Genomic DNA, 22,962 nt, shown 5'->3' on the forward strand with positions numbered 1-22,962 from the left:
GCTGTGCGTGTCGGCGAGTCGCGGAGTGGGCGTGCCCGGAGCTACGCGGATCCCGGGGCCGGCCCCGTGCTGCCGCGCACGACCAGGTGGGTCGCCAGCTCCACGCGCGGCGGCGGGCCGGGCATGTGGTCGTCCGCGTCGAGCAGCAGTCGCACGGCCTCGGCCGCCATCCGGGCCAGCGGCTGGCGCACCGTCGTGAGCGGCGGGGAGGCCAGCTCGGCGAACGCGATGTCGTCGAACCCCACGACGCTGAGGTCCTCCGGGATGCGCAGCCCGCGCGCCGCCGCCTCCTGGTAGACGCCGAGCGCCTGCATGTCCGACCCCGCGAAGATCGCGGTCGGTGGGTCGGGCAGGTCGAGCACGGCGCGGGCACCCTCGCGGCCGCCCTCGGTGCAGAACTCGGTGAACCGCACGAGCCGCTCGTCGACCGGGATCCCGGCCCGGCCGAGCGCGGCGCGGTAGCCCTCCACCCGCTCCTGGCTGCACATCAGCTTCGGACGCCCGGAGATCGCGGCGATCCGGCGGTGGCCGAGCGACACGAGGTGCTCGACGGCCGACAGGCCGCCCGCCCAGTTGGTGGCGCCGACGGTGGCGAACGACGGGTCGCTGCCGCCGACGGGGTCGAGCAGCACCACGGGCGTGTGCAGGGCCGACAGTTGCGCGACAGCTTCGGGGGCGGCTTCGTTGACGACGAGCACGAGGCCGTCCGAGCGGCGGGTGGCCAGCCGGTCGAGCCAGCGCGGGTCGCCCGCGGGGGCGCGGCCGGTGGAGGTCAGCACGATCTGGCTACCCACCTTGTGCGCCTCGGCCTCCGCGCCGCGCAGCACGTCGACGACCCACGGGGAGTCGAGGCCGGGGACCGCCATGTCGATGAGGCCGACCGGGCGCTGCGGGCCCGAGGAGCGCCGCTGGTACCCGCGATCGGCCATGATCTGCTGCACCCGCTTGCGCGTCGCGGCCGAGACGTCGGCCCGGCCGTTGAGGACCTTCGACACGGTCGGCACGGACACGCCTGCGGAAGCGGCGATCTCGGCGATCGTCACGCGACGGCTCGACATGACGTTCCTCCCATGGCTTGACGCTGGGCGGGTCCGAACCTACCGTCGACGCCGCCATCCGCAAGTCTCGGAAACTTTCGATCCGGAGGAGACGTGTCCGTCAGCACAGAGGCCTCACGGATCGCCGAGCTCATCGCCCGGATGACGCTGGAGGAGAAGCTCGCCCAGCTGGTCGGCCTGTGGGAGGGGCGCGGCGGCTCAGGCGAGGGCGGCGACGTCGCCCCCATGCAGGACGCGATGCAGGGCGAGGACGCGGGTTTCGAAGCTTTCGCCGCAAACGGCCTCGGCCAGCTCACCCGCCCGTTCGGCACCGCCCCCGTCGACCCGGAGGAGGGGGCGCGGGCGCTGGCGGCGAAGCAGCGCTGGCTCGTCGAACACACCCGCCTCGGGATCCCCGCGCTCGTCCACGAGGAGTGCCTCACCGGCCTCGCCGCCTGGAAGGCCACCACGTTCCCGGCGCCGCTGTCCTGGGGTGCGAGCTTCGACCCCGAGCTCGTCGAGCGAATGGGCGCGGCGATCGGCGCGTCCATGCGCAGCCTCGGCGTGCACCAGGGCCTCGCCCCGGTGCTCGACGTCGTGCGCGACGCCCGCTGGGGCCGGGTCGAGGAGTGCATCTCCGAGGACCCGTACGTCGTCGGCACGATCGGTACCGCCTACGTGCGGGGTGTGCAGTCCTCGGGCGTGATCGCCACGCTCAAGCACTTCGTCGGCTACTCGGCCTCGCGGGCCGGCCGCAACCTCGCCCCGGTGCACGCCGGCCCGCGCGAGGTGGCCGACGTGCTGCTGCCCCCGTTCGAGATGGCCGTCCTCGACGGCGGCGTCGACTCGGTCATGAACTCCTACGCCGAGATCGACGGGCTCCCGGTGGGTGCGGACGCCGCCCTGCTCACCGGCGTGCTGCGCGACCGGTGGGGGTTCACCGGGACCGTGGTGGCCGACTACTTCTCCGTCGCGTTCCTGCACACCCTGCACAAGGTCGCGGCCGACCTGGGTGACGCCGCTGCGCAGGCCCTCGCCGCCGGGATCGACGTCGAGCTGCCCACCGGCACCGCGTACCTGCAGCCGCTCGCCGAGCGGGTGCGGTCGGGCGAGCTGCCGGAGGCGCTCGTCGACCGGGCCCTGGAGCGGGTGCTGCGCCAGAAGGCGCGGCTCGGCCTGCTCGACCGGCGGCCGGAGGACTACGCCGAGGTCGGCCCCATCGACCTCGACCCGCCCGAGCACCGGGCGCTGGCCGCCCGGCTCGCCGAGGAGTCGGTGGTGCTGCTGTCCAACGACGGCACGCTGCCGCTGCGGGCCCCGTCCCGGGTGGCCGTCGTCGGCCCGAACGCCGACGACACCGCCGCCCTCTTCGGCTGCTACAGCTTCCTGAACCACGTCCTGTCGCTGCACGAGGGCGTGGAGCCGGGCCTGGAGATCGCGACGGTGCTGGAGGCGCTGCGCGCCGAGCTGCCCGACACCGCGATCACCCACGTGAAGGGCGCCGACGTCGACGGCGCCGACACCAGCGGGTTCGCCGACGCGGTCGCGGCGGCGCGGGACGCCGAGCTGTGCGTGGCCGTCGTCGGCGACCGGGCCGGGCTCTTCGGCCGGGGCACCTCGGGCGAGGGCTGCGACGCCGACTCGCTCGACCTGCCCGGCGTGCAGCGCCGGCTCGTCGAGGAGCTGCTCGACACCGGCACCCCGGTGGTGCTGGTGCTGCTCACCGGCCGCCCGTACGCGGTCGACTGGGCGCTCGAGCGCTGTGCCGCCGTCGTGCAGGCGTTCTTCCCCGGCCAGGAGGGCGCCGCCGCCATCGCGGGCGTGCTCTCCGGGCGGATCAACCCGTCGGGCCGGCTGCCGGTGACCATGCCGCGCTCGGTCGGCGCCCAGCCCTACAGCTACCTGCACCCGCCGCTGGGCGGGGCGAGCTCGGTGAGCAACCTCGACCCCGCGCCCGTCCGCCCGTTCGGGTACGGGCTGTCCTACACGACGTTCGCCCACTCCGACCTGCGGGTCGCCGAGGCGCAGGTCCCGACCGACGGCGCGATCGTGGCCCGCTGCCGGGTCACGAACACCGGCGACCGCGCGGGCGCCCACGTCGTGCAGCTCTACGCCACCGACGTCGTCGCCTCCGTGACCCGGCCGGTCGTGCAGCTGCTCGGCTACGCGCGGGTGCACCTCGAGCCGGGCGAGAGCGCCGAGGTCGAGCTCGACGTGCCCACCCAGCGGCTCGCCTTCTCGGACCGGCGGATGGTGCGGGTCGTCGAGCCGGGCACCGTGCGGCTGTTCATCGGGCGCAGCTGCGCCGAACCGGTGCTGGAGGCCCAGGTGGAGCTCACCGGCCCCGTGCACGAGGTCACCACGGCGGACCGGCGGGTGGTGCGGGTGTCCACCCGGGTCGGCTGACCGGCCCGGCTAGAAGCGACCGCCCCCGCCGCGCCGCCCCCGGCTGGCCGAGCCGCCGAAGCCGCCGGGCGAGAAACCGCCCCGGCTCCGGCTGCCCCCGCTCCGGTAGCTGCCGCGGGAACTCCGGTGGCCCCCGCTGCGGTAGCTGCGGGCGGCGCCGGAGAGGATCCCGCCGAGGATCATGCCCGCGAGGTCGGCGCCGGTGCTCGCGGTGACGCCGGGGCGCGACCACTGCGACACGTCGCCCTTGGCCAGCCGCAGCGCGTCCTGGGCGAGCGCGTCGGCCATCTGCGCCTCGCGCAACGCCGCCGCGGGGTCCGGGCCGGTGGCCTGTGCCAGGTGCCTGCGGGCCTCGGCGAGCCGGGTGCGGGCCTCGGCGCCGATGGCCCCGCGCCGGGTCGCCACGAACTCCTCGGCGGCCGCGACGCTCGCCCGCGCGGTGAGCAGCGCCTGGTCGAGCGCGGCCCGGGTCTTGCGCTCGCGCTCGGCGGCGGCGCGGGCGTCGGCGATGCCCTGGTCGAGGGCGGCGTTCGCCTCGCTGAGCAGCCGCAGCGCCGCGATCGGGTCTGGTTGGGGGCCGGACGCCGCCTCGTCCGCCGCGGCGAGCGCGGCCGACGCCCGCGCGACCACCGGCGCGACCGCGTCGCCGGGCATCGCCTTGGCCTCGGCCAGGTCCAGCTCGACCTCCGACCGCGCGGCGGGGATCCGCTCCGCCGCTTCGGCGAGCTCGGACTCGCGACGGGAGATGCCGTCGATCAGCGTCTCGGCCTGCGCGATCGCGTCCTCGGCGGCCCGGCCCGAGACGACGGCGGCCGCTCGGTCGCCGCTGCCGAGCTCCTGCTGGGCCTCGGCGATCTCGGCGTCCGCGGCCGTGAACAGCTCGCGCGCCTGGTCCAGGTCGCCTGCCACCGGCTCGAGGGCCGCCGCCGCGTAGCGGGACCGCAGCGCCGACCACGTCGCGTCGGCCTGCGGCAGCCGGGCCTTCGCCGCCTCGAGGCGGGTGCGCAGCTCGGCGACGTACTCGGGGGCCCGCGCCTCGAGGCCGCGCAGCGCGTCGAAGGCCTCGACCTGCTCCTCGAGCCGGTCGTCCGCCGCCGAGGCGATCCGGATGATCTCCGCGTACATCGAGCGCGCGGTGGGCTCGTCCTCCGGCTTGTCGTCGTCGAGCTGCTGGCGCAGTTCGAACGCGCGCAGCATGTCGGCGCGCGACTGCTCCAAGGCGGCCGCGAACCGCGCCACCGCCTCCTCACCGTAGTGCGCCCGCGCCGCGGTCAGCTCCTGCTCGGAGCTGCGGACGGCCTCGTCGACCTCGATGAGGGCGGCGCTCGCCCGGTAGGCGAGGTCCTCGGTCGGAACGTCGGCGAACTCGTCCGGCTGCGCCTGCGGGGCGGCCGGGGCCTGCGCCGCCCCGGCGGCGCGGCGGCGCCTGCGGTACAGCAGGTACGCCCCGCCCGCGGCGGCGGCGCCGACCGCCACGAGGCCGGTTCCGAACCCACCACCGCCGCCCGAGCGCAGCCCGTCGGCCATCGCGATCGCCGCGGCGGCCCACTCGTCGTCCGACAGCCGCGGCTCGACGTCCTCGGTGCGGACCCGGTCCACCCGGGACTCGTCGACCGGGAACCCGTCGGCGATGGACACGCCGTAGGCGCGGTCGCGGACGGCGACGGCGAGCAGCGCGTCCTCGTCGCCGAGCTGGGAGGCCACCGCGGTCTGGTCGGCCCAGTCCTGCCCGCTCGCGCCGTCGAACGACTCGACGAACACCACGAACAGGTCCACACCGCGCTCGGACCGCAGCTGCGCGATCGCGTCCTGGATCTGGTCGATCTCCCCCGGCGCGAGCACGCCCGCCCGGTCGGTGACCCGATCGTCGAGGCGCATCGGGGGGTCGGCGGCCGCGGTGCCCGCACCCAGCACCAGCGCGGCGAGCACGCCGAGCAGCATCGACAACCTGCGCACACTGACCTCCGTCGATCGGCAGGTGCCCATCATCGCGCGCCGGTCCACCGGCGTCGGATCGGCCATCGGGTGCGGCGGGGCGAGCGCCCACGATGAGAGGGTGGCAGCCATCGACCTCCGCCCGATCCCCGTCACCCGCGACCCCGGCCGTCGGCTGCCGCAGCTGTTGGCCGGCCTCGCGCTCTACGGCGTGAGCATGGCGATGCAGATCCGCAGCGGTCTGGGTCTCAACCCGTGGGACGTGCTGCACGAGGGCCTCGCCCGGCAGACGCCGCTCAGCTTCGGCACCATCACCGCGATCACCGGCGCCATCGTGCTGCTGCTGTGGATCCCGCTGCGCCAGCGGCCCGGCGTCGGCACCGTGGCGAACGTGGTGGTCATCGCGGCGGTGGTCGACGTCGCGCTCGCGCTGCTGGGCCGCCCCGACGCGCCGGCCGCCCGGATCGCGCTGCTCGTGGGCGGCATCGTCCTGAACGGGGTGGCGACCGCGGCGTACGTCGGGGCGCGCCTCGGGCCCGGCCCGCGCGACGGCCTCATGACGGGGCTGTCGGCGCGGACCGGGCGCTCGGTGCGCCTGGTGCGCACCTCGATCGAGGTGGCGGTGCTGGCGACCGGGTGGCTGCTCGGCGGGACCGTGGGGGTGGGCACCGTGCTCTACGCGCTGGCGATCGGCCCGCTCACCCAGGCGTTCCTGCCGTTCTTCGCGGTGCGCACCCGGCCGGCCTGATCAGGCGGGCACCGGGGCGGGGGCCTCCACGTCGCCCAGCCGCCACGGCCGCACGACCACCGTGAGCACGAGCAGCGACAGCACCAGTCCGCCCGCGATCGTCGCGCCCATGGCGGCCGCGTCGTTGCCCAGCAGCCCGACGACCGGGGAGATCAGCGCGCCGACGCCGAACTGGGTGGCGCCCAGCAGCGCGGCCGCCGTGCCCGCCGTCTCGCCGTGCCGCGCGAGCGCCACCGCGGGCGCGTTCGGCAGGCCGAAGCCGACCGACAGCAGCACCATCCAGAGCGGGACGAGCACGCCGAACAGCCCGCCGACGCCGGAGGCGGCGACGGTGACCAGCAGCAGGCCCGCCGCCGCTGCGACCGCGATCGCGCCGAGCAGCAGCTGGCGCGGCTCGAAGCGGCGCAGCAGCACCGGGTTGAGCTGGCTGGCGAGGATCAGCCAGATGGCCCCGCTGGAGAACGCGAGCCCGAACTGCTGCTGGTTCAGCCCGAACTGCTCCTGGAACACGAACGACGCGCCCGAGACGTAGCTCATCACGGCCGACATCGCGAGGCCCGCGACGAGCACCAGCCCGACGAACGTGCGGTCGCGCAGCAGCCCGCGGTAGGTCCGCAGCGTGCCCAGGACCCCCGAGGTGACGCGTCGCTCGGGCGGCAGCGTCTCCGGCAGCGACCGCACCGCGACGGGGACGAGCACGAGCGCGTAGAGCGCGAGCACGGCGAACACGCCGCGCCACGAGGTGAAGCTGAGGATCCACGCCCCCAGCGTCGGGGCGAGCACCGGGGCGGTGCCCATGACGAGGATGAGCCGCGACAGCAGGGTGGCCGCCGCGCGGCCCGTGTAGAGGTCGCGCACGATCGCCATCGCGATCACCGCGCCGGCGGCGGCGCCGAGGCCCTGCAGCACCCGCAGCGCGCCGAGCACGGCCACGTTCGGCGCGACGATGCACAGCACGGACGCGAGGACGTGCACGGCGGCGCCCGCGAACAGGGGTCGCCTGCGGCCGAAGCGGTCGGCGAGCGGGCCGATCACCAGCTGGCCGAGGCCCAGGCCGAGCAGCGTTCCGGTGAGCGTGAGCTGCACGGTGGCGTCGGACGTGAGCAGCTCGTTGGCGATCGTGGGGAGGGCCGGCAGATAGAGGTCGATCGTCAGCGGCCCGAGCGCGATGAACGCGCCGAGCACCAGGACCAGCCGGATGCGGGCCCCCGGGGTCTCCGGGGCGGCCGAAGGAACTCGGTCGGGAGCAAGCGTCACTGATCGATCAAGAAGAGCGGCGGCCCCGGCATTCCGCTTCACCCGAAGGTGTGGGGCACGACACTGGGTGCGTGCTGATCTCCGACCTGACGACGCCCGCCCTGCTCGTCGAGCGCGACGTCCTCGACGCCAACCTCGCGACGATGAGCGCGGCCCTGCCCGGTCCGCGGCTGCGCCCGCACGTGAAGGCGCACAAGACCACGGCGCTCGCGCGCAGGCAGGCGGCGCACGGGCACGAGGGGTTCACCTGCGCCACGGTGCGCGAGTGCGAGGTGATGGCGGCCGCGGGCCTGGGTGCGGACCTCCTGCTCGCCAACGAGGTGCTCGACACCCGCCGCCTCGGCGCGCTGGTGGCGGACGGGGCGCGGGTGACGGTGGCCGTCGACTCGCCCGAGACGATCGCCGCGGCCGCCGCGGGCGGGGTCGGTGAGGTGCTCGTGGACGTGAACGTGGGGCTGCAGCGCTGCGGCTGCCCGCCCGAGCGGGCCGGTGAGCTGGCCGCCGCCGCGCGGGCCGCGGGCCTGCACGTGCGCGGCGTGATGGGCTACGAGGGCCACCTCATGCTCGTGCCCTCCCCGGAGCGTGCCGAGCGGACCCGGGACGCGATGCAGGTCCTCCTGCGCGCGGCGGCCGACGTCGGCGGCGAGGTGGTCAGCGCGGGCGGCACCGGCACCTACCTCGACAACATCTGGGCCACCGAGATCCAGGCGGGCTCGTACGCGCTCATGGACACCGCCTACGCCCGGCTCGGCCACCCGTTCGGGCAGGCCCTGTCGGTGCTGGGCACGGTGATCTCGGTATCGCCCGGCCACGCCGTGGTCGACGTCGGGCTCAAGGCGTTGGGCATGGACCACGGCCTGCCCGCGATCGAGGGTGCCGAGGTGCGGCGGTGCTCGGACGAACACACGACGTTCGTGCCCGCCGAGCCGGTGCGCGTCGGCGACCGCGTGCGGGTGCTGCCCGCCCACGTCGACCCGACGGTCGTCCTGCACGAGCGGATGCACCTCGTCGACGGCGAGACCGTGCTCGAGACCTGGCCGGTGGACATGCGCGGGTGGTGACGCGGTGGGTGGGACCGCGCGGGGCCGTCGACGTAACGTGCACCCATGCTCGTCGAACGCATGCGCGCCCACACCTCCACGATCTTCGCCGAGATGTCGGCGCTCGCGGTGCGGACGGGCGCGATCAACCTGGGCCAGGGCTTCCCCGACACCGACGGCCCGGCGTCCCTGCTCGACGACGCCGCCGCCAACATCAAGGCCGGGATCAACCAGTACCCGCCCGGCATCGGCGTGGCCGAGCTGCGCACGGCGGTGGCCGAGCACCAGAAGCGCTTCTACGGCCTCGACGTCGACCCCGACGCCGTCCTGATCACCACGGGGGCCACCGAGGCGATCGCGTCCGCCGTGCTCGCGCTGTGCGAGGCGGGCGACGAGGTCGTGACGTTCCAGCCCTACTACGACTCGTACGCCGCCACGATCTCCCTGGCCGGCGCGCAGATCCGGCCGGTGCCGCTGCGGCCCGACGGCACCGGGTTCGCGTTCGACCCCGACGAGCTGCGGGCCGCGTTCTCGTCGCGCACCCGGCTGGTGCTGGTCAACACGCCGCACAACCCCACCGGCACGGTGTTCGACCGCGACCAGCTCGCGCTGATCGGCGAGCTCGCCGCCGAGCACGACGCCGTGGTCGTCACCGACGAGGTGTACGAGCACATGCTCTACGACGGGCGCCCGCACGTGCCGATGGCGACCCTGCCCGGGATGGCCGAGCGCACGCTCACGATCTCCTCGGTCGGCAAGACGTTCTCGGTGACCGGCTGGAAGGTCGGCTGGGTGCACGGGCCCGCCGAGCTGGTCGCGGCGGTGCGCGCGGTCAAACAGTTCCTCACCTACGTGAGCGGTGCGCCGTTCCAGCCCGCGATCGCGACGGCGCTGGGCCTGCCGGACGAGTTCTACGCGCAGCTGGCGAGCGACCTGCAACGCAAGCGCGACCTGCTGTCGGCGGGGCTGCGCGAGGCGGGCTTCCGCGTGTTCGACACCGCGGGGACGTACTTCGTGGTCACCGACGTCACCCCGCTCGGCGTCACCGACGGCGCCGAGTTCTGCTGGAGCCTCCCCGAGCGGGTCGGCGTCGCCGCGGTGCCGGTGTCGGTGTTCTGCGCCGACCCGGACCTGGGCCGCTCGCTCGTCCGCTTCGCGTTCTGCAAGCGCGACGAGGTGCTCACCGAAGCGGTGTCGCGGCTCGTCGCGCTGCGCGCCACCGCGGGCTGAGGTGGCCGGCTGGCGCAGCCGGCAGGCGGCCTACGACGACGCGGCGAGCCCGCCGCGCAGCGCCTCGCCGCTGTGCAGGCGCTCGCGCTGGACCGGGCCGCGCCCGGCCCGGTGCGGCTGCTGTCGCTGTGCGCGGGCCAGGGGCGGGACGTGCTCCCGGGGCTCGCCCGGCACCCGCGCGGCGCCGACGTGCGCGGCCGACTGGTCGAGTTCGACCCGGGGCTCGCCGGCGCGGCCCGGGCGGCCGCGCCCGTGGCGGTCGAGGTCGTGGTCGCCGACGCGGGGCACACGGCCGCCTGCGCCGGCGCGGTGCCTGCCGACCTGCTGCTCCTCTGCGGGATCTTCGGCAACGTGGCCGACGAGGACGTCGCGCGCACCGTCGCTGCGGTGCCGTCGCTGCTCGCCACCGGCGGGACCGCGATCTGGACCCGGCACCGGCGGGCGCCCGACGCGACCCCGGGGATCCGGGCGTGGTTCGCCGCGGCGGGCGTCGCGGAGACAGGCGTTCGTCGCCGCGCCGGGCGAGGGCTGGTCGGTCGGGGCGGGCGTGCCGCGGGCGGCCTCCACGCCGCAGGCCGAGCCGGGGCGGCTCTTCTCCTTCGCCGCTGATCAGGGCGACGCCGCGGGCACGCCGGTGGGCGTGGTGGCGGCGGCGACGGTGTCCAGCGAGAGCCCGAGGGCCTCGGCGAGCGCGGCGACCGTGAAGAACGCGGGCGTGGGGATCCGCCCCGTCTCGATCTTGCGGAGGGTCTCCGCCGAGATCCCGGCGGCCGCGGCCACCTCGACCAGGCTGCGGTCGCCGCGCGCCTCGCGCAGGAGCGCGCCGAGGCGCTGGCCGCGCTCGCGGTCGGCGGGGGTCAGCGGGACGCGCACCATGCGACCGATAGTAATACCGGTATAGTTATCGAAATGATCGAGCTGAAGACCGCCTCCGAGGTCGACGCCTGCGCCGCCGCCGGCAAGATCGTCGCCGACGTGCTGACGGCCGTGCGCGCTCACGCGAAGCCGGGCGTCACCACCGGGGAGCTGGACCGGCTCGCGGCCGACCTCATCGCCGACGCCGGGGCGACCCCGAGCTTCCTGGGCTACCACCCGTCGTGGGCGCCCACCCCGTACCCCGGCGTGATCTGCGCGAGCGTCAACGACGCGATCGTGCACGGCATCCCGGGCACGCAGCGGCTGCGCCCCGGCGACCTGCTGAGCGTCGACCTCGCCGTGCACCTCGACGGCTGGTGCGCCGACGCGGCGTTCAGCACGGTCATCGGCGAGGGCGCCCCCGAGGACGTCGCGTTGATCGAGACCGCGGAGCGAGCGCTCGCCGCCGGGATCGCGGCCGCGCAGGCCGGGGCCCGGCTGGGCGACATCGCGCACGCCATCGGCACGGTCGTGCGCGGGGGCGGCTACGGGCTGCTCGCCGACCACGGCGGCCACGGCGTGGGCCGCTCGATGCACGAGGCACCGAGCGTGTCGAACGAGGGCAGGCCGGGCCGCGGGCTGGTGCTGCGGCCGGGCCTGGTGATCGCCCTCGAGCCGATGCTGCAGGCGGGCGGGGCCGACTCCTACCGCCACGACCCCGACGGCTGGACGATCCGCACCGCCGACGGCAGCCGCGCCGCGCACGCCGAGCACACGATCGCGATCACCGAGGACGGGCCGCGGGTGCTGACCGCGGGGCGCCCGGACTGCTAGACACGAACGGTGGCTGTCACGGCGCTGTACCGCTACCCCGTCAAGTCCATGCTCGGCGAGCGGCTCGAGCGATGCCGGATCGACGAGAGGGGCGTGCCGGGCGACCGCGCGTACGCGCTCGTCGACGTCGAGACCGGCACCGTCGCCACCGCGAAGGTGCCGCGCCGCTGGGGCGCCCTGCTCGGCTTCTCCGCCCGCTGCGTGGGCGAGCCGAACGGGGAGCCGCCGCCGGTCGAGATCACGTTCCCCGACGGGTCGGTGCACCACAGCGACGACGAGGACATCGACGCCGCGCTGAGCGCCGCCATCGGCCGCGAGGTCCGGTTGACCGCCACGCCGCCCGAGGGGGCGGCGTTCGAGGAGGTGTGGCCGGACATCGACGGGCTCGCCCCGGAAGCGGTCATCGCGGGCACCCGCGTGCGCGACGAGGACACCGGCGAGCCGGTGAGCCGCTTCGACCTCGCCGCGATGGCCCCGCAGCCGGCGTTCTTCGACCTCGCGGTGCTGCACGTGATCACCACGGCCACGCTGCGCAGGCTGCGCGAGCTCGCGCCGGGCGCCACGTTCGACGAGCGGCGCTACCGCCCGAACGTCGTGCTGGACGGCGGTGCGGCCGACGGCGGCGCCGACTTCGTGGAGAACGGCTGGGTGGGCCGGGAGATCGCGTTCGCGGGCGGCGCGACCGCCACCGTGTCGATCCCGACCATGCGGTGCGTCATGACCACGCTCGCGCAGGGCGACCTGCCGCGCGACCCCGACACCCTGCGCATCGTCGCCAAGCACAACCGCGTGGAGATCCCCGGCCTCGGGACGTGGGCGTGCGCGGGCGCCTACGCCGACGTCACGAGCCCGGGTGAGCTCGCGGTGGGGGCGCCCTACCAGGTCAGGTGAGCCCGGCGAGGGCGCCGGCGATGCCCTCGGCCCACGCGAGCAGCCGCTCGTCCGCCCCCGGAGCGGCCGCGCACTGCAGGCCCACCGGCAGCGCGGGGCCGTCGGGCTCGGCCCGCACCGTCCCCGCCGGCAGCGACAGGGCCGGAGCGCCCGCCTGCGTCCACGGCACGCTCATGATGGGGCTCCCGGTCGTGTCCAGCCCGCGCGGCGCGGGCCCGGTGGCCGACGGGCAGATCCAGACGTCGATGCGAGCGTCCGCCATGAGCTGCGGCAGCCTGCGGCGCAGGGCGTGCACGCCGTCGAGCGCGGCGCGGTAGGTGTCGGCGTCGATCGCGCGCCCCTCCCGGATGCCGGCGGCGGTCCGCGGCCGGTACCGCTCGGCGTACCGGTCGAACCACGGCTCGTGGGTGCGGGCCAGCTCGACGAGGTTGACCACCTCCTGGCGCCGGTTGACCTCGGCGATGTCGTCGAACGCCGCGACCTCGCGCACCTCGTAGCCCGCCTCGCGCAGCGCGGCGACCTGCCGGTCGAACGCGGCGCGGGCGCCGGCGTCGGCCTGGTCGAGGTAGGGCCCCACCGGCACGGCGAGCACCGGGAGCTCGGCGGGCGCGACCGGGGCCCACCCGTCGACGAGGGCGGCCGTCGCGACGGCGGCGAGCCGCGGCTGCGCGGCGAACAGCCCGACCGTGTCGAACGTCGGCGCGTTCGGGATCACCCCGTCGCAGGGCACCCGCCCGTACGTGGGCTTGAAGCCGACGCACCCGCAGTACGCGGCGGGCCGGACGACCGAGCCGATGGTCTGGGTGCCCAGCGCGAGCGGCACGAGCCCGGCGGCCACCGCGGCCGCCGACCCGCTGCTCGACCCGCCCGGGGTGTGCTCGGGGTGGTGCGGGTTGCGGGTCGGGCCAGGCGAGAAGTAGGCGAACTCGGCGGTGACGGTCTTGCCCGCCACCACGGCACCGGCGGCCTGCAGCCGGGTGACGGCCGTGGCCTGCGGCCCGTCGAACAGCTCCGCGGGCAGGTCCGACCCGGCGCGGGTGGGGAGCCCGTCGACCCGGAACACGTCCTTCACCCCGAGCGGCACGCCGTGCAGCGGCGGCCGGTGGGCGGGGTCCGGCCAGCGCTGCGCGAGCGCTTCGACCGCGGCGCGGACCCGCTCGGCCCGGCCCGGCTCGTCGACGAACGCGTGCAGGTCTGCGTCGTCCCGTTCGATCCGGTCGACGACGTCGGTGATCTCCGCGGCGGTGGACACGCCCCGACCATAGGCGGCCGGACGCACCGCAACGGCCATCGACGTTCGGACAGGTGCGCCCCACCCGCCGGTTCCGGCATCATCCGGACATGCCCGACGCCGTGCCCTTCACGCCCGAGACCGCCGCCGCCATCGCGCACGCCCGCCAGCACGGGGTCGGTGATCTGCTGCGCCGCACGGCGGCGCGCTACCCGGACAAGCTCGCGGTCGTGTGCGGCGAGCGTCGCTTCACCTACGCGGAGTTCGACGCCGCGGTCAACCGCACCGCCAACGCGCTCGCCGCCCGCGGCGTGGCGAAGGGCGACCGGCTGGCGCTGCTGTCGCGCAACTGCTGGGAGTACGCGGTGATCGCGTTCGCGACGGCGCGGCTGGGCGTGGTCCTGGTGCCGGTGAACTTCATGCTCGGCCCGTCGGAGATCGCCTACATCCTCGGCCACTCCGGCGCCACCGGGATGGTGGTGCAGGACGCGTTCACCGCGGCCGCGGAGCAGGCGATCGCGGAGGCCGGGCTGACCGGGGGCGTGCGGGGCCGCATCGGCGGCGCGGCCGACGGCTGGGAGGACGTCGCCGACTGGTGGACGGCAGGGCCCGACCACGACCCGCAGGTGGCCGTCGCCGACGACGACCCGCTGCGGCTGATGTACACCTCGGGTACGGAGTCCCGGCCGAAGGGCGTGATGCTCTCGAGCCGGTCGCTGATCGCCCAGTACGTCTCCTGCGTCATCGACGGGGGCATGAGCGTCGACGACGTCGAGGTCCACGCGCTGCCGATGTACCACTGCGCGCAGCTGGACTGCTTCTTCTCCGTCGACGTCTACCTGGGCGCCACCAGCATCATCCTGCCCGGCCCGGACCCGGCCGCCCTGCTCGCGACGATCGAGGCGGAGCGGGTCACCAAGCTGTTCTGCCCGCCCACGGTGTGGATCTCGCTGCTGCGCCACCCCGACTTCGACACCCGTGACCTCACGAGCCTGCGCAAGGGCTACTACGGCGCGTCCGCGATGCCGGTCGAGGTGCTCAAGGAGCTGCAGCGCAGGCTGCCCGACGTGCAGCTGTGGAACTTCTACGGCCAGACCGAGATGGCCCCGCTCGCCACGATCCTGCGCCCGCACGAGCAGCTGGCGAAGGCGGGCACGGCCGGCCGGGCGGCGATCAACGTGGAGACGATCCTCCTCGACGAGGCGGGCGAGCCGGTGCCGCCGGGCGAGATCGGCGAGATCGCGCACCGCAGCCCGCACGCGGCGCTCGGCTACTACAACGACGAGGAGAAGACCGCGGAGGCCTTCCGCGGCGGCTGGTTCCACTCCGGCGACCTCGGCGTGATGGACGCCGACGGCTACCTCTCGGTCGTCGACCGCAAGAAGGACATGATCAAGACGGGCGGCGAGAACGTGGCGAGCCGCGAGGTCGAGGAGGCGATCTACCTCCTCGACGGCGTGGCCGAGGTCGCCGTGTTCGGCATCCCGCACCCGCACTGGATCGAGGCGGTCACCGCGGTCGTCGTGCCGAAACCGGACGTGAACCTCACGGCCGACGACGTGCTCGCGCACGCCCGGCAGCACCTCGCGGGCTACAAGTGCCCGAAGTACGTCGTGTTCGCCGAGGCGCTGCCGAAGAACCCCAGCGGCAAGATCCTCAAGCGCGAGCTGCGCGCGCAGCACGCGTCGCTCGCCGAGAAGGAGTGATCAGCCGACCGAGGCGAGGTCGCTCGGCTCGTCGTCCTGGGACGGCGCGGGCGGCGCGGCCGGTTGCTCCTTCTCGCCCTCCAGCAGCGGGCACTCGAGCCAGCGCTCCGGGATGCCGAAGCCGTCGACCAGGGTGCGCGCGTGCGGGCGCAGCCGCCCGCAGAGCGCGTTGACCGCCTGGGTGACGGTCTTGGCGCGCCCCGGCGTCAGGTAGGAGTGCTCGATGAAGAACGCCCGGTCGTTCTCGATGACGGTGAGCGCGTAGAGCCGCAGCACCTCGGCGAGCAGGTCGCGCACGCCCGCGTCGGTGGTGCGGTCGACGGCCGCGGCGAAGGAGTCGAACACGATCCGGTCGACGTGCGCGCGGGCGGCGGCGATCAGGTGGTCCTGCGCGCCGTTGAAGATCCCGAACTGGTCGGCGCCCGGCGCGAGCGCCTTGCGCATCCGCTGCGCCGCGTTGGCGAGCAGGTGCCGCTCGCGCTCGACCAGCAGCCACCGCTGGTACTCGCGGTCGGTGACGTCGCCGCGGCGCAGCAGCGCCCGCGCGCCGGTCCGCTCGACCACGGCGTCCGCGACCAGGTCGGCCGCGAACTTGGCCTTGCCGACCGGGCTCAGCCGGGCGACCCGGCGGCCGTAGTCCGACAGCAGCGTCTTCGCGACCAGCTGCAGCAGCACGGTGTTGTCGCCCTCGAACGTGGTGAACACGTCCGTGTCGGCCTTGAGCGCGGGCAGCAGGTTGGCCGAGAGGTAGCCTGCGCCGCCGCAGGCCTCCCGGCAGGTCTGGATGGTGGCGGTGGCGTGCCAGGTGGCCACGGCCTTGATGCCCGCGGCCCGGGTCTCGAGCTCGCGCTGGCGCCACTCGTCGCCCTCCGCCCCGGGGGTCTGCAGGTCGTGCATGTCCGACACCAGGTCGGCCTGCGCGAAGTGCAGCGCGTAGGTGGTGGCGAGCGCGGGCAGCAGCTTGCGCTGGTGCACGAGGTAGTCGAGGACCACGACCTCCTCGCCGGTGGCCGGGTCGGCGAACTGCCGCCGGATCGCGCCGTAGCGGATCGCCAGCGCGAGCGCCTTCTGCGTGGCCGTGCAGGCCCCGCCCGCGACGCTGATCCGGCCGCGGACGAGCGTGCCGAGCATCGTGAAGAAGCGCCGGGTCTCGTTGGCGATCGAGCTGGTGTACGTCCCGTCCTCGGAGACGTCGCCGAAGCGGTTGAGCAGCGCCTCGCGCGGGACGCGGACGTGGTCGAACGTGAGCCTGCCGTTGTCGACGCCGTTGAGGCCGGCCTTGTGGCCGCAGTCGCCGATCGTGACGCCCGGCATCGGGTTGCCGTCCTCGTCGCGGATCGGGACGAGCAGCGCGTGCACGCCGTGGGAGCGCCCCTGCGTGACGAGCTGGGCGAACACCACCGCCATCCGGCCGTCGCGGGCGGCGTTGCCGATGTAGTCCTTGCGCGCGCCCGGGTCCGGGGTGTGGACGACGAACTCCCGGGTCTCGGGGTCGTAGGTGGCGGTCGTGCGCAGGTGCTGGACGTCCGAGCCGTGGCCGGTCTCGGTCATCGCGAAGCAGCCGAGCAGCTCGCCGTCCATGATCTGGCGCAGGTAGGCGTCGTGGTGGTGCTTCGTGCCGAGCACCTGGACGGCCCCGCCGAAGAGCCCCCACTGCACGCCGGCCTTGACCAGCAACGACAGGTCGCCGAAGCCGAGCATCGCGAACGCGGTGACCACGCCGCCCACGTCGCCGCCGCCCCCGTAGGCGGGGTCGAAGCCCTGCCGCGGGCGGCCCGTGCTCGCCAGCAGCTTCAGGTTCTCGGTGGTGAGCGCCCGGTACTCCTCGGTGGTCAGGTCCGGGTCGGGGTTGAACGCCAGCTCGTCCATCTGGGCACGGATCTCGTTGCGGACCTGCGCCCACCGCCCGTCGAGGACGCGCTGCAGCGCGTGCCGGTCGACCGTCATGGCGTCTCCTCCTCGCTGCGGGCGACCACCCCGGACAGGCCCGCCCACGCCAGGGCGGTGAGGTGATCGGTCAACTGCTCCCTGCTCATACCCGCCGGACGGGCGATCCAGTTGTCCGCCGCCGCGCGGACCATCCCCACGACCCCGTGGCCCCACGGCACCGCGGGGGACGGGTCGGCACCGGCCGCGGTGAGGTGCTCGGCGATGACCTCCGCGACCTGGTCGCCGATCACGGACACGAGGTCGGCGACCAGGTCGGCCTCGGCGAGGGGCCGGTGCACCACGAACCGGTACACCTCGGGGTCGTTCTCGATCAGCCGCAGGTATGCCGAGATCGCGGCCGCGGTCTTCGCGCGCGGCCCGGCGACGCCGTCGATGGCCGCGCGCACCTGCGCGAGCAGCACCTCGGCCACGCGTTCGCACACCGCGACGTAGAGCTGGTTGCGGTCGGCGAAGTGCCGGTAGACGGCGGTTTTGCTGGTGCGCGCCGCGGCGGCGACGTCGTCCATGCCGACGCCCGCGCCGTGCCGGCGGATCGCCGCGATCGCGGCGTCGGTCAGTTCGGCGCGCCGCGTGCGCCGGTGGTGCTCCCACCGGGTGGCGCGCCGATCCCGTACCGCCTGCACGGCACCCAAGGTACCGGGTACTTTTGGTACCGGCTACTCGTGGGTAGGAGAACCGACATGCCGGAGACCCGGAGGAAGGCCGCCGTCATCGGCGGCAACCGCATCCCGTTCGCGCGGGCGAACGGCGCCTACGCCCGCGCGTCCAACCTCGACATGCTCACCGCCACGCTCGACGGCCTCGCCGCCCGCTTCGGCCTTTCCGGGCAGCGGCTGGGCGAGGTCGCGGGTGGCGCGGTGCTCAAGCACAGCCGCGACCGCGACCTCACGCGCGAGGCGGTGCTCGGCAGCTCGCTCTCGCCCTACACCCCCGCCTACGACGTCCAGCAGGCGTGCGGCACCGGGCTCGAGACCGTGGTCCTGGTGGCCAACAAGATCGCGCTCGGGCAGATCGACAGCGGCATCGCCGCGGGCGTCGACACCGCGAGCGACGCCCCGATCGCCCTGAACGACGACCTGCGGCGGCTGCTCCTGCGGCTCAACTCCGCGAAGACGCTCGGGGCCCGGCTCGCCGCGCTGCGCGACCTGCGGCCCGGGCAGATCGTGCCGGAGATCCCGCGCAACGCCGAGCCGCGCACCGGGATGTCGATGGGCGAGCACGCGGCGATCACCGCCGTCGAGTGGCAGGTGAGCCGCGAGGAGCAGGACGAGCTCACCGTGGCCAGCCACCGCAACCTGGCCGCCGCCTACGAGCGCGGCTTCTTCGACGACCTCGTCACGCCCTACCTCGGCCTCACCCGCGACCAGAACCTGCGCCCGGACACGTCGGTGGAGAAGCTCGCGAAGCTCAAGCCGGTGTTCGGCAAGGGCGAGGGCGCGACCATGACCGCGGGCAACTCGACCCCGCTCACCGACGGGGCCGCGGCCGTGCTGCTCGGCTCCGACGAGTGGGCCGCCGAGCACCGGCTGCCGGTGCTCGCGCACGTGGTGGACGCCGAGACCGCGGCCGTCGACTTCGTGCACGGGCGTGACGGGCTGCTGACCGCACCCGTGTACGCGGTGCCGCGCCTGTTGGAGCGCAACGGCCTCACGCTGCAGGACTTCGACTTCTACGAGATCCACGAGGCGTTCGCCTCCACCGTGCTCGCCACGCTCAAGGCGTGGGAGGACCCGGCGTTCGCCAAGGAGCGGCTCGGGCTCGACGCCCCGCTGGGGTCGATCGACCGGTCCAAGCTGAACGTCGCGGGCTCCTCGCTCGCCACCGGGCACCCGTTCGCGGCGACCGGCGGGCGGATCGTCGCGACGTTGGCCAAGCTGCTGCACGAGAAGGGCGCCCCGGCCCGCGGCCTGATCAGCATCTGCGCGGCGGGCGGGCAGGGCGTCGTGGCGATCCTGGAGGCGGCGTGATGAGCAAGGACACCCTGCGCGAGCTCACGCAGTACCGGTTCGTCCAGCGGCTCGGGGTGCCGCGCATCCCCGTGCTGCGCCGCTACGAGCCCGGTCAGCCGCTGCTCGACGGGCCCGCGCTGGTCGGTGCGGTGGGCAAGGGCCGGTTCGCCGACGACGTCCGCGCCCTGCTCGCCGGCGCGGGCGTGGCCGAGGCGGGCGAGGACGGGAAGGTGGCCGCGGCCGTCCTCGACGCCACCGGGGCGCACACCGTCGACGACCTCGCCGCGGTGCAGGAGTTCCTCACGCCCGCGGTGCGCAGGCTCGGGCCGTGCGGGCGGCTGTTGCTGCTCGGCCCGGTCGCGGCCGAGGGCGATGTCGAGGCCGCGGCCGTCGCGCAGGCCTTCGAGGGCCTGGTGCGCTCGGCGGGCAAGGAGGTCCGGGCGGGGGCGACGGCCAACCTGGTCACGGTCGCGCCCGACGCGGGGGCCGACGCGCTCGCCTCGACGCTGCGGTTCTTCCTGTCCGCCCGGTCGGCGTTCGTGTCCGGGCAGGTCGTGCGGGTCGGCGCCCCGGTCGGTCCGGTCGGGGCCGACGACCCGGCCCGCCCGCTCGCCGGGCGGATCGCCGTGGTCACCGGGGCGGCGCGCGGCATCGGCGAGTCGATCGCCGACACGCTGCACCGCGATGGCGCCACGATCGTCGCCGTGGACGTGCCCGCGGCGGGCGACGCGCTCGCCCGGGTCGCCAACCGCACGGGCGGCACCGCGCTGCAGCTCGACATCACCGCGGCCGACGCCCCCGACCGGCTGCTCGCCCACCTGCGGGAGCGGTACGGCCGGGTCGACGTGGTCGTGCACAACGCCGGCATCACCCGCGACAAGCTGCTGGCCAACATGGACGCCGACCGGTGGAACTCCGTCCTCGCGGTCAACCTGCGCGCCCAGCTCACGATCAACCGCGCCCTGCTCGCCGACGAGGGCCTGCTCGGCGACAGCGCGCGGATCGTCTGCATCTCGTCGATGAGCGGGATCGCGGGCAACCGCGGGCAGACCAACTACGCCGCGAGCAAGGCCGGCGTGATCGGGATGGTCCGCGCGCTCGCCCCGCAGCTCGCCCCGCGCGGCGCCACGGTCAACGCGATCGCGCCGGGCTTCATCGAGACCGCGATGACGGCGAAGATGCCGCTCGCCACCCGGGAGGCGGGCCGCCGCATCAACAGCCTCCGCCAGGGCGGGCTCCCGGTCGACGTCGCCGAGGCCGTGGGCTGGCTCGCCCAGGCCGCGACGGCGGGCGTCACCGGGCAGGTGGTCCGGGTCGACGGCCAGAACATGCTGGGGGCCTGATGGCGGGGCTCGGCACGCTGTACGTCAAGGCGGCGGTCGGCGCCGTCGGCCCGCGTGGCCGCGAGCTGCCCGACACCGCGCTCACCAGGGACGTCACCGTCGACCGCGGCCACGTCGCGGAGTACGCGCGCGTGTGCGGGTTCCGGGTGGCCGACGCGCTCCCGGTGACCTACCCGCACGTGCTCGCGTTCCCCCTGCAGGTGGAGCTGATGGCGCAGCGGTCGTTCCCGCTGCCGCTGCCCGGCCTGGTGCACGTCCGCAACCGGATCACCGCGCACCGGGCGGTCGACGCCGCGGAGCGGCTCACCGTGCGGGTGCACGCCGAGGCGCTGCGGGCCCACCCCAAGGGCGCCCAGGTCGACCTCGTCGCCCGGATCGACGCCGGGGGCGAGGCGGTGTGGGAGGGCCGCAGCACCTACCTCGCCCGCGGGGCCACCGCGCCCGAGGGCCAGCCGGAAGCGCCCGAGCCGGCCGGGGTGGACGCCGACTCGCCGGTCGCGACCTGGCGCGTCGACGCGGGCACCGGGCGGCGGTACGCCCGGGTCAGCGGGGACGTCAACCCGATCCACCTGCACCCGCTCACGGCGAAGGCGTTCGGGTTCCCACGGGCGATCGCGCACGGGATGTGGACGGCCGCCCGGGCGGTCGCCGCGTTCCAGGGCCGGCTGCCGGGCGCGCTCGACTACGACGTCGCGTTCGGCAAGCCGCTGCTGCTGCCGTCGACCGTGCAGGTGTACACCGCCCCCGCCGACGGCGGCTGGGCGGTCGAGGTCCGCGGCCGCAAGGGCCCCCACCTGAAGGCCCGCATCTCACCCCGATGATCCGACGAACGGCGCGCTCGTCGGAACCCGTGCGACGAACGCGCCGCTCGTCGGAAGGCGAGCGCGAGGGGAGGTTCGCCCGATCGGCCTAGACTCGGGCGCCATGGCACGCAGCAGGTGGGTCATCGACTGGCCCGCCCGGGTCGCGCTGGCGAGCGTCGTCGTGTTCGCGAACGTCGGCGGCGCTGCCGTCGTGTTCGTGCTCGCCGCCTGGGTGCTGCCGGAGGGGCCGCTGCCCGACCCCACCCGGGTCCGCGTGCTCAACCTGGTGGCGTTCGGGGCGTACCTGCTGCTCGCGCTGCCGATCGGGCTGGTGTGGGGCGCCCGCCGGTTCCGGATGCGCCCCGGCGAGCCGGACGCCGAACAGCGCCGCGAACGGCGGATGGTGCTGTACGGGCCGCTGCGGCTCGTCACGGTCCAGGCGGTGCTGTGGGTGCTCGGCGCCGCCGTGTTCGTGCTGCTCAACCTGCAGTACTCGACGCGCCTTGCGATCTCGGTCGGCGAGACGATCGTGCTCGGCGGCATCACCACGTGCGCGCTGGCGTACCTGCTCAGCGAGCGCATCCTGCGGCGGACCGCCGCGCGGGTGCTGGCCGCGCACCCGCCGCGCCCGCGGCGCGCGCTGCCCGGCATCGTCGTGCGGTCGCTGCTGTTCTGGGCCCTCGGCACCGGCGTTCCGGTGGTCGGGCTGATGCTGGCGGCCGTCTCGGCGCTGGTGTACTCCGACGTGCCCGCCGACCGGCTCGCCGTCATCGTGCTTGCGATCGGCGGCACGGCCCTGGGCGCGGGCCTGCTCGTGACGGTCGGGGCCGCCCGCGCCGTCGCCGACCCGGTGAACGCGGTTCGCCGCGCGATGCGGCGCGTGGAGCACGGCGAGCTGGACGCGACCGTCACGGTGTACGACGGCACCGAGCTCGGGCAGCTGCAGTCCGGGTTCAACACGATGGTCGCGGGCCTGCGCGAGCGGGAGCGGATCCGCGACCTGTTCGGCAGGCACGTCGGCCGCGAGGTCGCCAGGGCCGCGGCCGCGGCGGGTGAGGTGCGCCTCGGCGGCGAGGTCCGCCGGGTCGGCGTGCTGTTCGTGGACCTGGTCGGGTCGACGTCGCTCACGGCCGAGCGGCCACCCGAGGAGGTCGTCGCCCTGCTGAACCGCTTCTTCGCCGTGGTCGTCGAGGTGGTCGAGGAGCACGGCGGCTGGGTCAACAAGTTCGAGGGCGACGCCGCGCTGGCCGTCTTCGGGGCGCCGGTCGACGGGGCCGACCCCGCCGGGTGCGCGCTCGCGGCCGGGCGGGTGCTCGCGGCCCGGCTCGCCGCCGAGGTGCCCGACGTCGCGGCGGGCATCGGCATCTCGGCCGGGGACGCCGTCGCGGGCAACGTCGGGGACGTGCGGCGCTTCGAGTACACGGTGATCGGCGACCCGGTGAACGAGGCCGCCCGGCTCACCGACCTGGCCAAGACCGTGTCCGGCCGGGTGCTCGCGGCCGCCCGCGCCGTGGACATGGCAGGGGCGGACGAGGCCGCCCGCTGGGAGCTCGGCGACACCACGGTGCTCCGCGGCCGCACCGAACCCACCCGCCTCGCCGTCCCCGCCGAGCACGCCCCGCCCCGGCGGGACGAGGCCGCGACCACCGGTTCCGGCTGAGGGGCGGCGCCCCAGCTCGCGACTCGCCTACGCGCAGACCGCGACTCGCCTACGCGCAGACCGCGACTCGCGTGCACGGAGAGCGCG

Annotated in this window: 19 protein-coding genes; 12 read left to right on the forward strand and 7 right to left on the reverse strand. The window is 75.2% G+C overall.

Translation table 11 applies throughout. From position 1 onward, the window contains the following. Positions 1-41: 41 nt before the first annotated feature. Complete coding sequence (locus tag VKZ81_RS25625; RefSeq protein WP_324244238.1) at positions 42-1,058, reverse strand: LacI family DNA-binding transcriptional regulator; 1,017 nt, start codon at positions 1,056-1,058, stop codon at positions 42-44. Positions 1,059-1,151: 93 nt separating this feature from the next. On the opposite strand from VKZ81_RS25625, the gene VKZ81_RS25630 reads away from it, so the two are divergent. After that, positions 1,152-3,443 carry a beta-xylosidase/alpha-l-arabinosidase gene (locus VKZ81_RS25630; protein ID WP_324244239.1) on the forward strand — a complete coding sequence of 764 codons (2,292 nt, stop codon included), beginning with the start codon at positions 1,152-1,154 and terminating at the stop codon, positions 3,441-3,443. A 9-nt stretch (positions 3,444-3,452) separates the two neighbouring features. Here the strand turns inward: VKZ81_RS25630 and VKZ81_RS25635 are convergent, their stop codons facing one another. Next, the gene (locus VKZ81_RS25635) at positions 3,453-5,510 is read right to left on the reverse strand and encodes a TPM domain-containing protein (protein WP_324244240.1); all 2,058 of its coding nucleotides are present in this window, start codon (positions 5,508-5,510) and stop codon (positions 3,453-3,455) included. Between VKZ81_RS25635 and yczE the strand changes: the two genes are divergently transcribed. Continuing rightward, positions 5,500-6,126 carry a membrane protein YczE gene (gene yczE / locus VKZ81_RS25640; RefSeq protein ID WP_324244241.1) on the forward strand — a complete coding sequence of 209 codons (627 nt, stop codon included), beginning with the start codon at positions 5,500-5,502 and terminating at the stop codon, positions 6,124-6,126. The two genes, VKZ81_RS25635 and yczE, sit on opposite strands and share 11 nt — an antisense overlap. Here yczE and VKZ81_RS25645 read toward each other — a convergent pair whose 3' ends face one another. Next, a complete protein-coding gene (locus tag VKZ81_RS25645) occupies positions 6,127-7,383 on the reverse strand; it encodes a multidrug effflux MFS transporter (protein WP_324244242.1) in 1,257 nt (418 codons plus the stop codon). Between the two features lie 71 nt (positions 7,384-7,454). Between VKZ81_RS25645 and VKZ81_RS25650 the strand changes: the two genes are divergently transcribed. From VKZ81_RS25650 to VKZ81_RS25660, 3 genes are all read left to right on the forward strand, one after another. Continuing rightward, on the forward strand, positions 7,455-8,444 hold the full coding sequence (locus VKZ81_RS25650) for an alanine racemase (protein ID WP_324244243.1): 990 nt from the start codon (positions 7,455-7,457) through the stop codon (positions 8,442-8,444). Between the two features lie 45 nt (positions 8,445-8,489). Further along, positions 8,490-9,653: a pyridoxal phosphate-dependent aminotransferase gene (locus VKZ81_RS25655; RefSeq protein ID WP_324244244.1), complete on the forward strand. Its 1,164-nt coding sequence runs from the start codon at positions 8,490-8,492 to the stop codon at positions 9,651-9,653. Between the two features lie 72 nt (positions 9,654-9,725). Continuing rightward, on the forward strand, positions 9,726-10,262 hold the full coding sequence (locus VKZ81_RS25660) for a hypothetical protein (protein ID WP_324244245.1): 537 nt from the start codon (positions 9,726-9,728) through the stop codon (positions 10,260-10,262). Here the strand turns inward: VKZ81_RS25660 and VKZ81_RS25665 are convergent, their stop codons facing one another. Then, positions 10,263-10,529 carry a helix-turn-helix domain-containing protein gene (locus VKZ81_RS25665; RefSeq protein WP_324244246.1) on the reverse strand — a complete coding sequence of 89 codons (267 nt, stop codon included), beginning with the start codon at positions 10,527-10,529 and terminating at the stop codon, positions 10,263-10,265. It lies immediately after the preceding gene. 33 nt (positions 10,530-10,562) lie between these two features. Between VKZ81_RS25665 and map the strand changes: the two genes are divergently transcribed. Together map and VKZ81_RS25675 are read left to right on the forward strand one after the other, a co-directional pair. Beyond that, positions 10,563-11,342: a type I methionyl aminopeptidase gene (gene map, locus VKZ81_RS25670; RefSeq protein WP_324244247.1), complete on the forward strand. Its 780-nt coding sequence runs from the start codon at positions 10,563-10,565 to the stop codon at positions 11,340-11,342. 9 nt (positions 11,343-11,351) lie between these two features. Beyond that, positions 11,352-12,233, forward strand: a complete 882-nt coding sequence (locus VKZ81_RS25675) for an MOSC domain-containing protein (RefSeq protein ID WP_324244248.1) — start codon at positions 11,352-11,354, stop codon at positions 12,231-12,233. Here the strand turns inward: VKZ81_RS25675 and VKZ81_RS25680 are convergent. After that, on the reverse strand, positions 12,226-13,485 hold the full coding sequence (locus VKZ81_RS25680; RefSeq protein ID WP_324244249.1) for an amidase: 1,260 nt from the start codon (positions 13,483-13,485) through the stop codon (positions 12,226-12,228). The genes VKZ81_RS25675 and VKZ81_RS25680 overlap by 8 nt on opposite strands. An 89-nt stretch (positions 13,486-13,574) precedes the next feature. Between VKZ81_RS25680 and VKZ81_RS25685 the strand changes: the two genes are divergently transcribed. Next, entirely contained in the window at positions 13,575-15,170 is a 1,596-nt protein-coding gene (locus VKZ81_RS25685) for an acyl-CoA synthetase (RefSeq protein ID WP_324244250.1), read from the forward strand. Here VKZ81_RS25685 and VKZ81_RS25690 read toward each other — a convergent pair whose 3' ends face one another. Together VKZ81_RS25690 and VKZ81_RS25695 are read right to left on the reverse strand one after the other, a co-directional pair. Then, positions 15,171-17,117 (reverse strand): acyl-CoA dehydrogenase family protein, encoded by a 1,947-nt coding sequence (locus VKZ81_RS25690; RefSeq protein ID WP_324244251.1) that lies wholly within the window; start codon positions 17,115-17,117, stop codon positions 15,171-15,173. Then, positions 17,114-17,743, reverse strand: coding sequence for a TetR/AcrR family transcriptional regulator (locus VKZ81_RS25695; protein ID WP_324244252.1), 630 nt, complete (start codon positions 17,741-17,743; stop codon positions 17,114-17,116). Before VKZ81_RS25695 ends, VKZ81_RS25690 begins: the two co-directional genes overlap by 4 nt. Before the next feature lie 57 nt (positions 17,744-17,800). Between VKZ81_RS25695 and VKZ81_RS25700 the strand changes: the two genes are divergently transcribed. The 4 genes from VKZ81_RS25700 (at position 17,801) to VKZ81_RS25715 (ending at position 22,875) form a co-directional block, all read left to right on the forward strand. Beyond that, the gene (locus VKZ81_RS25700) at positions 17,801-19,087 is read left to right on the forward strand and encodes an acetyl-CoA C-acetyltransferase (RefSeq protein ID WP_324244253.1); all 1,287 of its coding nucleotides are present in this window, start codon (positions 17,801-17,803) and stop codon (positions 19,085-19,087) included. Next, on the forward strand, positions 19,087-20,412 hold the full coding sequence (locus VKZ81_RS25705) for a 3-oxoacyl-ACP reductase (protein WP_324244254.1): 1,326 nt from the start codon (positions 19,087-19,089) through the stop codon (positions 20,410-20,412). Before VKZ81_RS25700 ends, VKZ81_RS25705 begins: the two co-directional genes overlap by 1 nt. Next, a complete protein-coding gene (locus tag VKZ81_RS25710) occupies positions 20,412-21,233 on the forward strand; it encodes a MaoC/PaaZ C-terminal domain-containing protein (protein WP_324244255.1) in 822 nt (273 codons plus the stop codon). Before VKZ81_RS25705 ends, VKZ81_RS25710 begins: the two co-directional genes overlap by 1 nt. Positions 21,234-21,336: 103 nt before the next feature. Beyond that, positions 21,337-22,875, forward strand: a complete 1,539-nt coding sequence (locus VKZ81_RS25715) for an adenylate/guanylate cyclase domain-containing protein (RefSeq protein WP_324244256.1) — start codon at positions 21,337-21,339, stop codon at positions 22,873-22,875. Positions 22,876-22,962: the final 87 nt, after the last annotated feature.

Source organism: Pseudonocardia sp., from assembly GCF_035305885.1.
Classification (GTDB): Bacteria; Actinomycetota; Actinomycetes; order Mycobacteriales; family Pseudonocardiaceae; genus Pseudonocardia.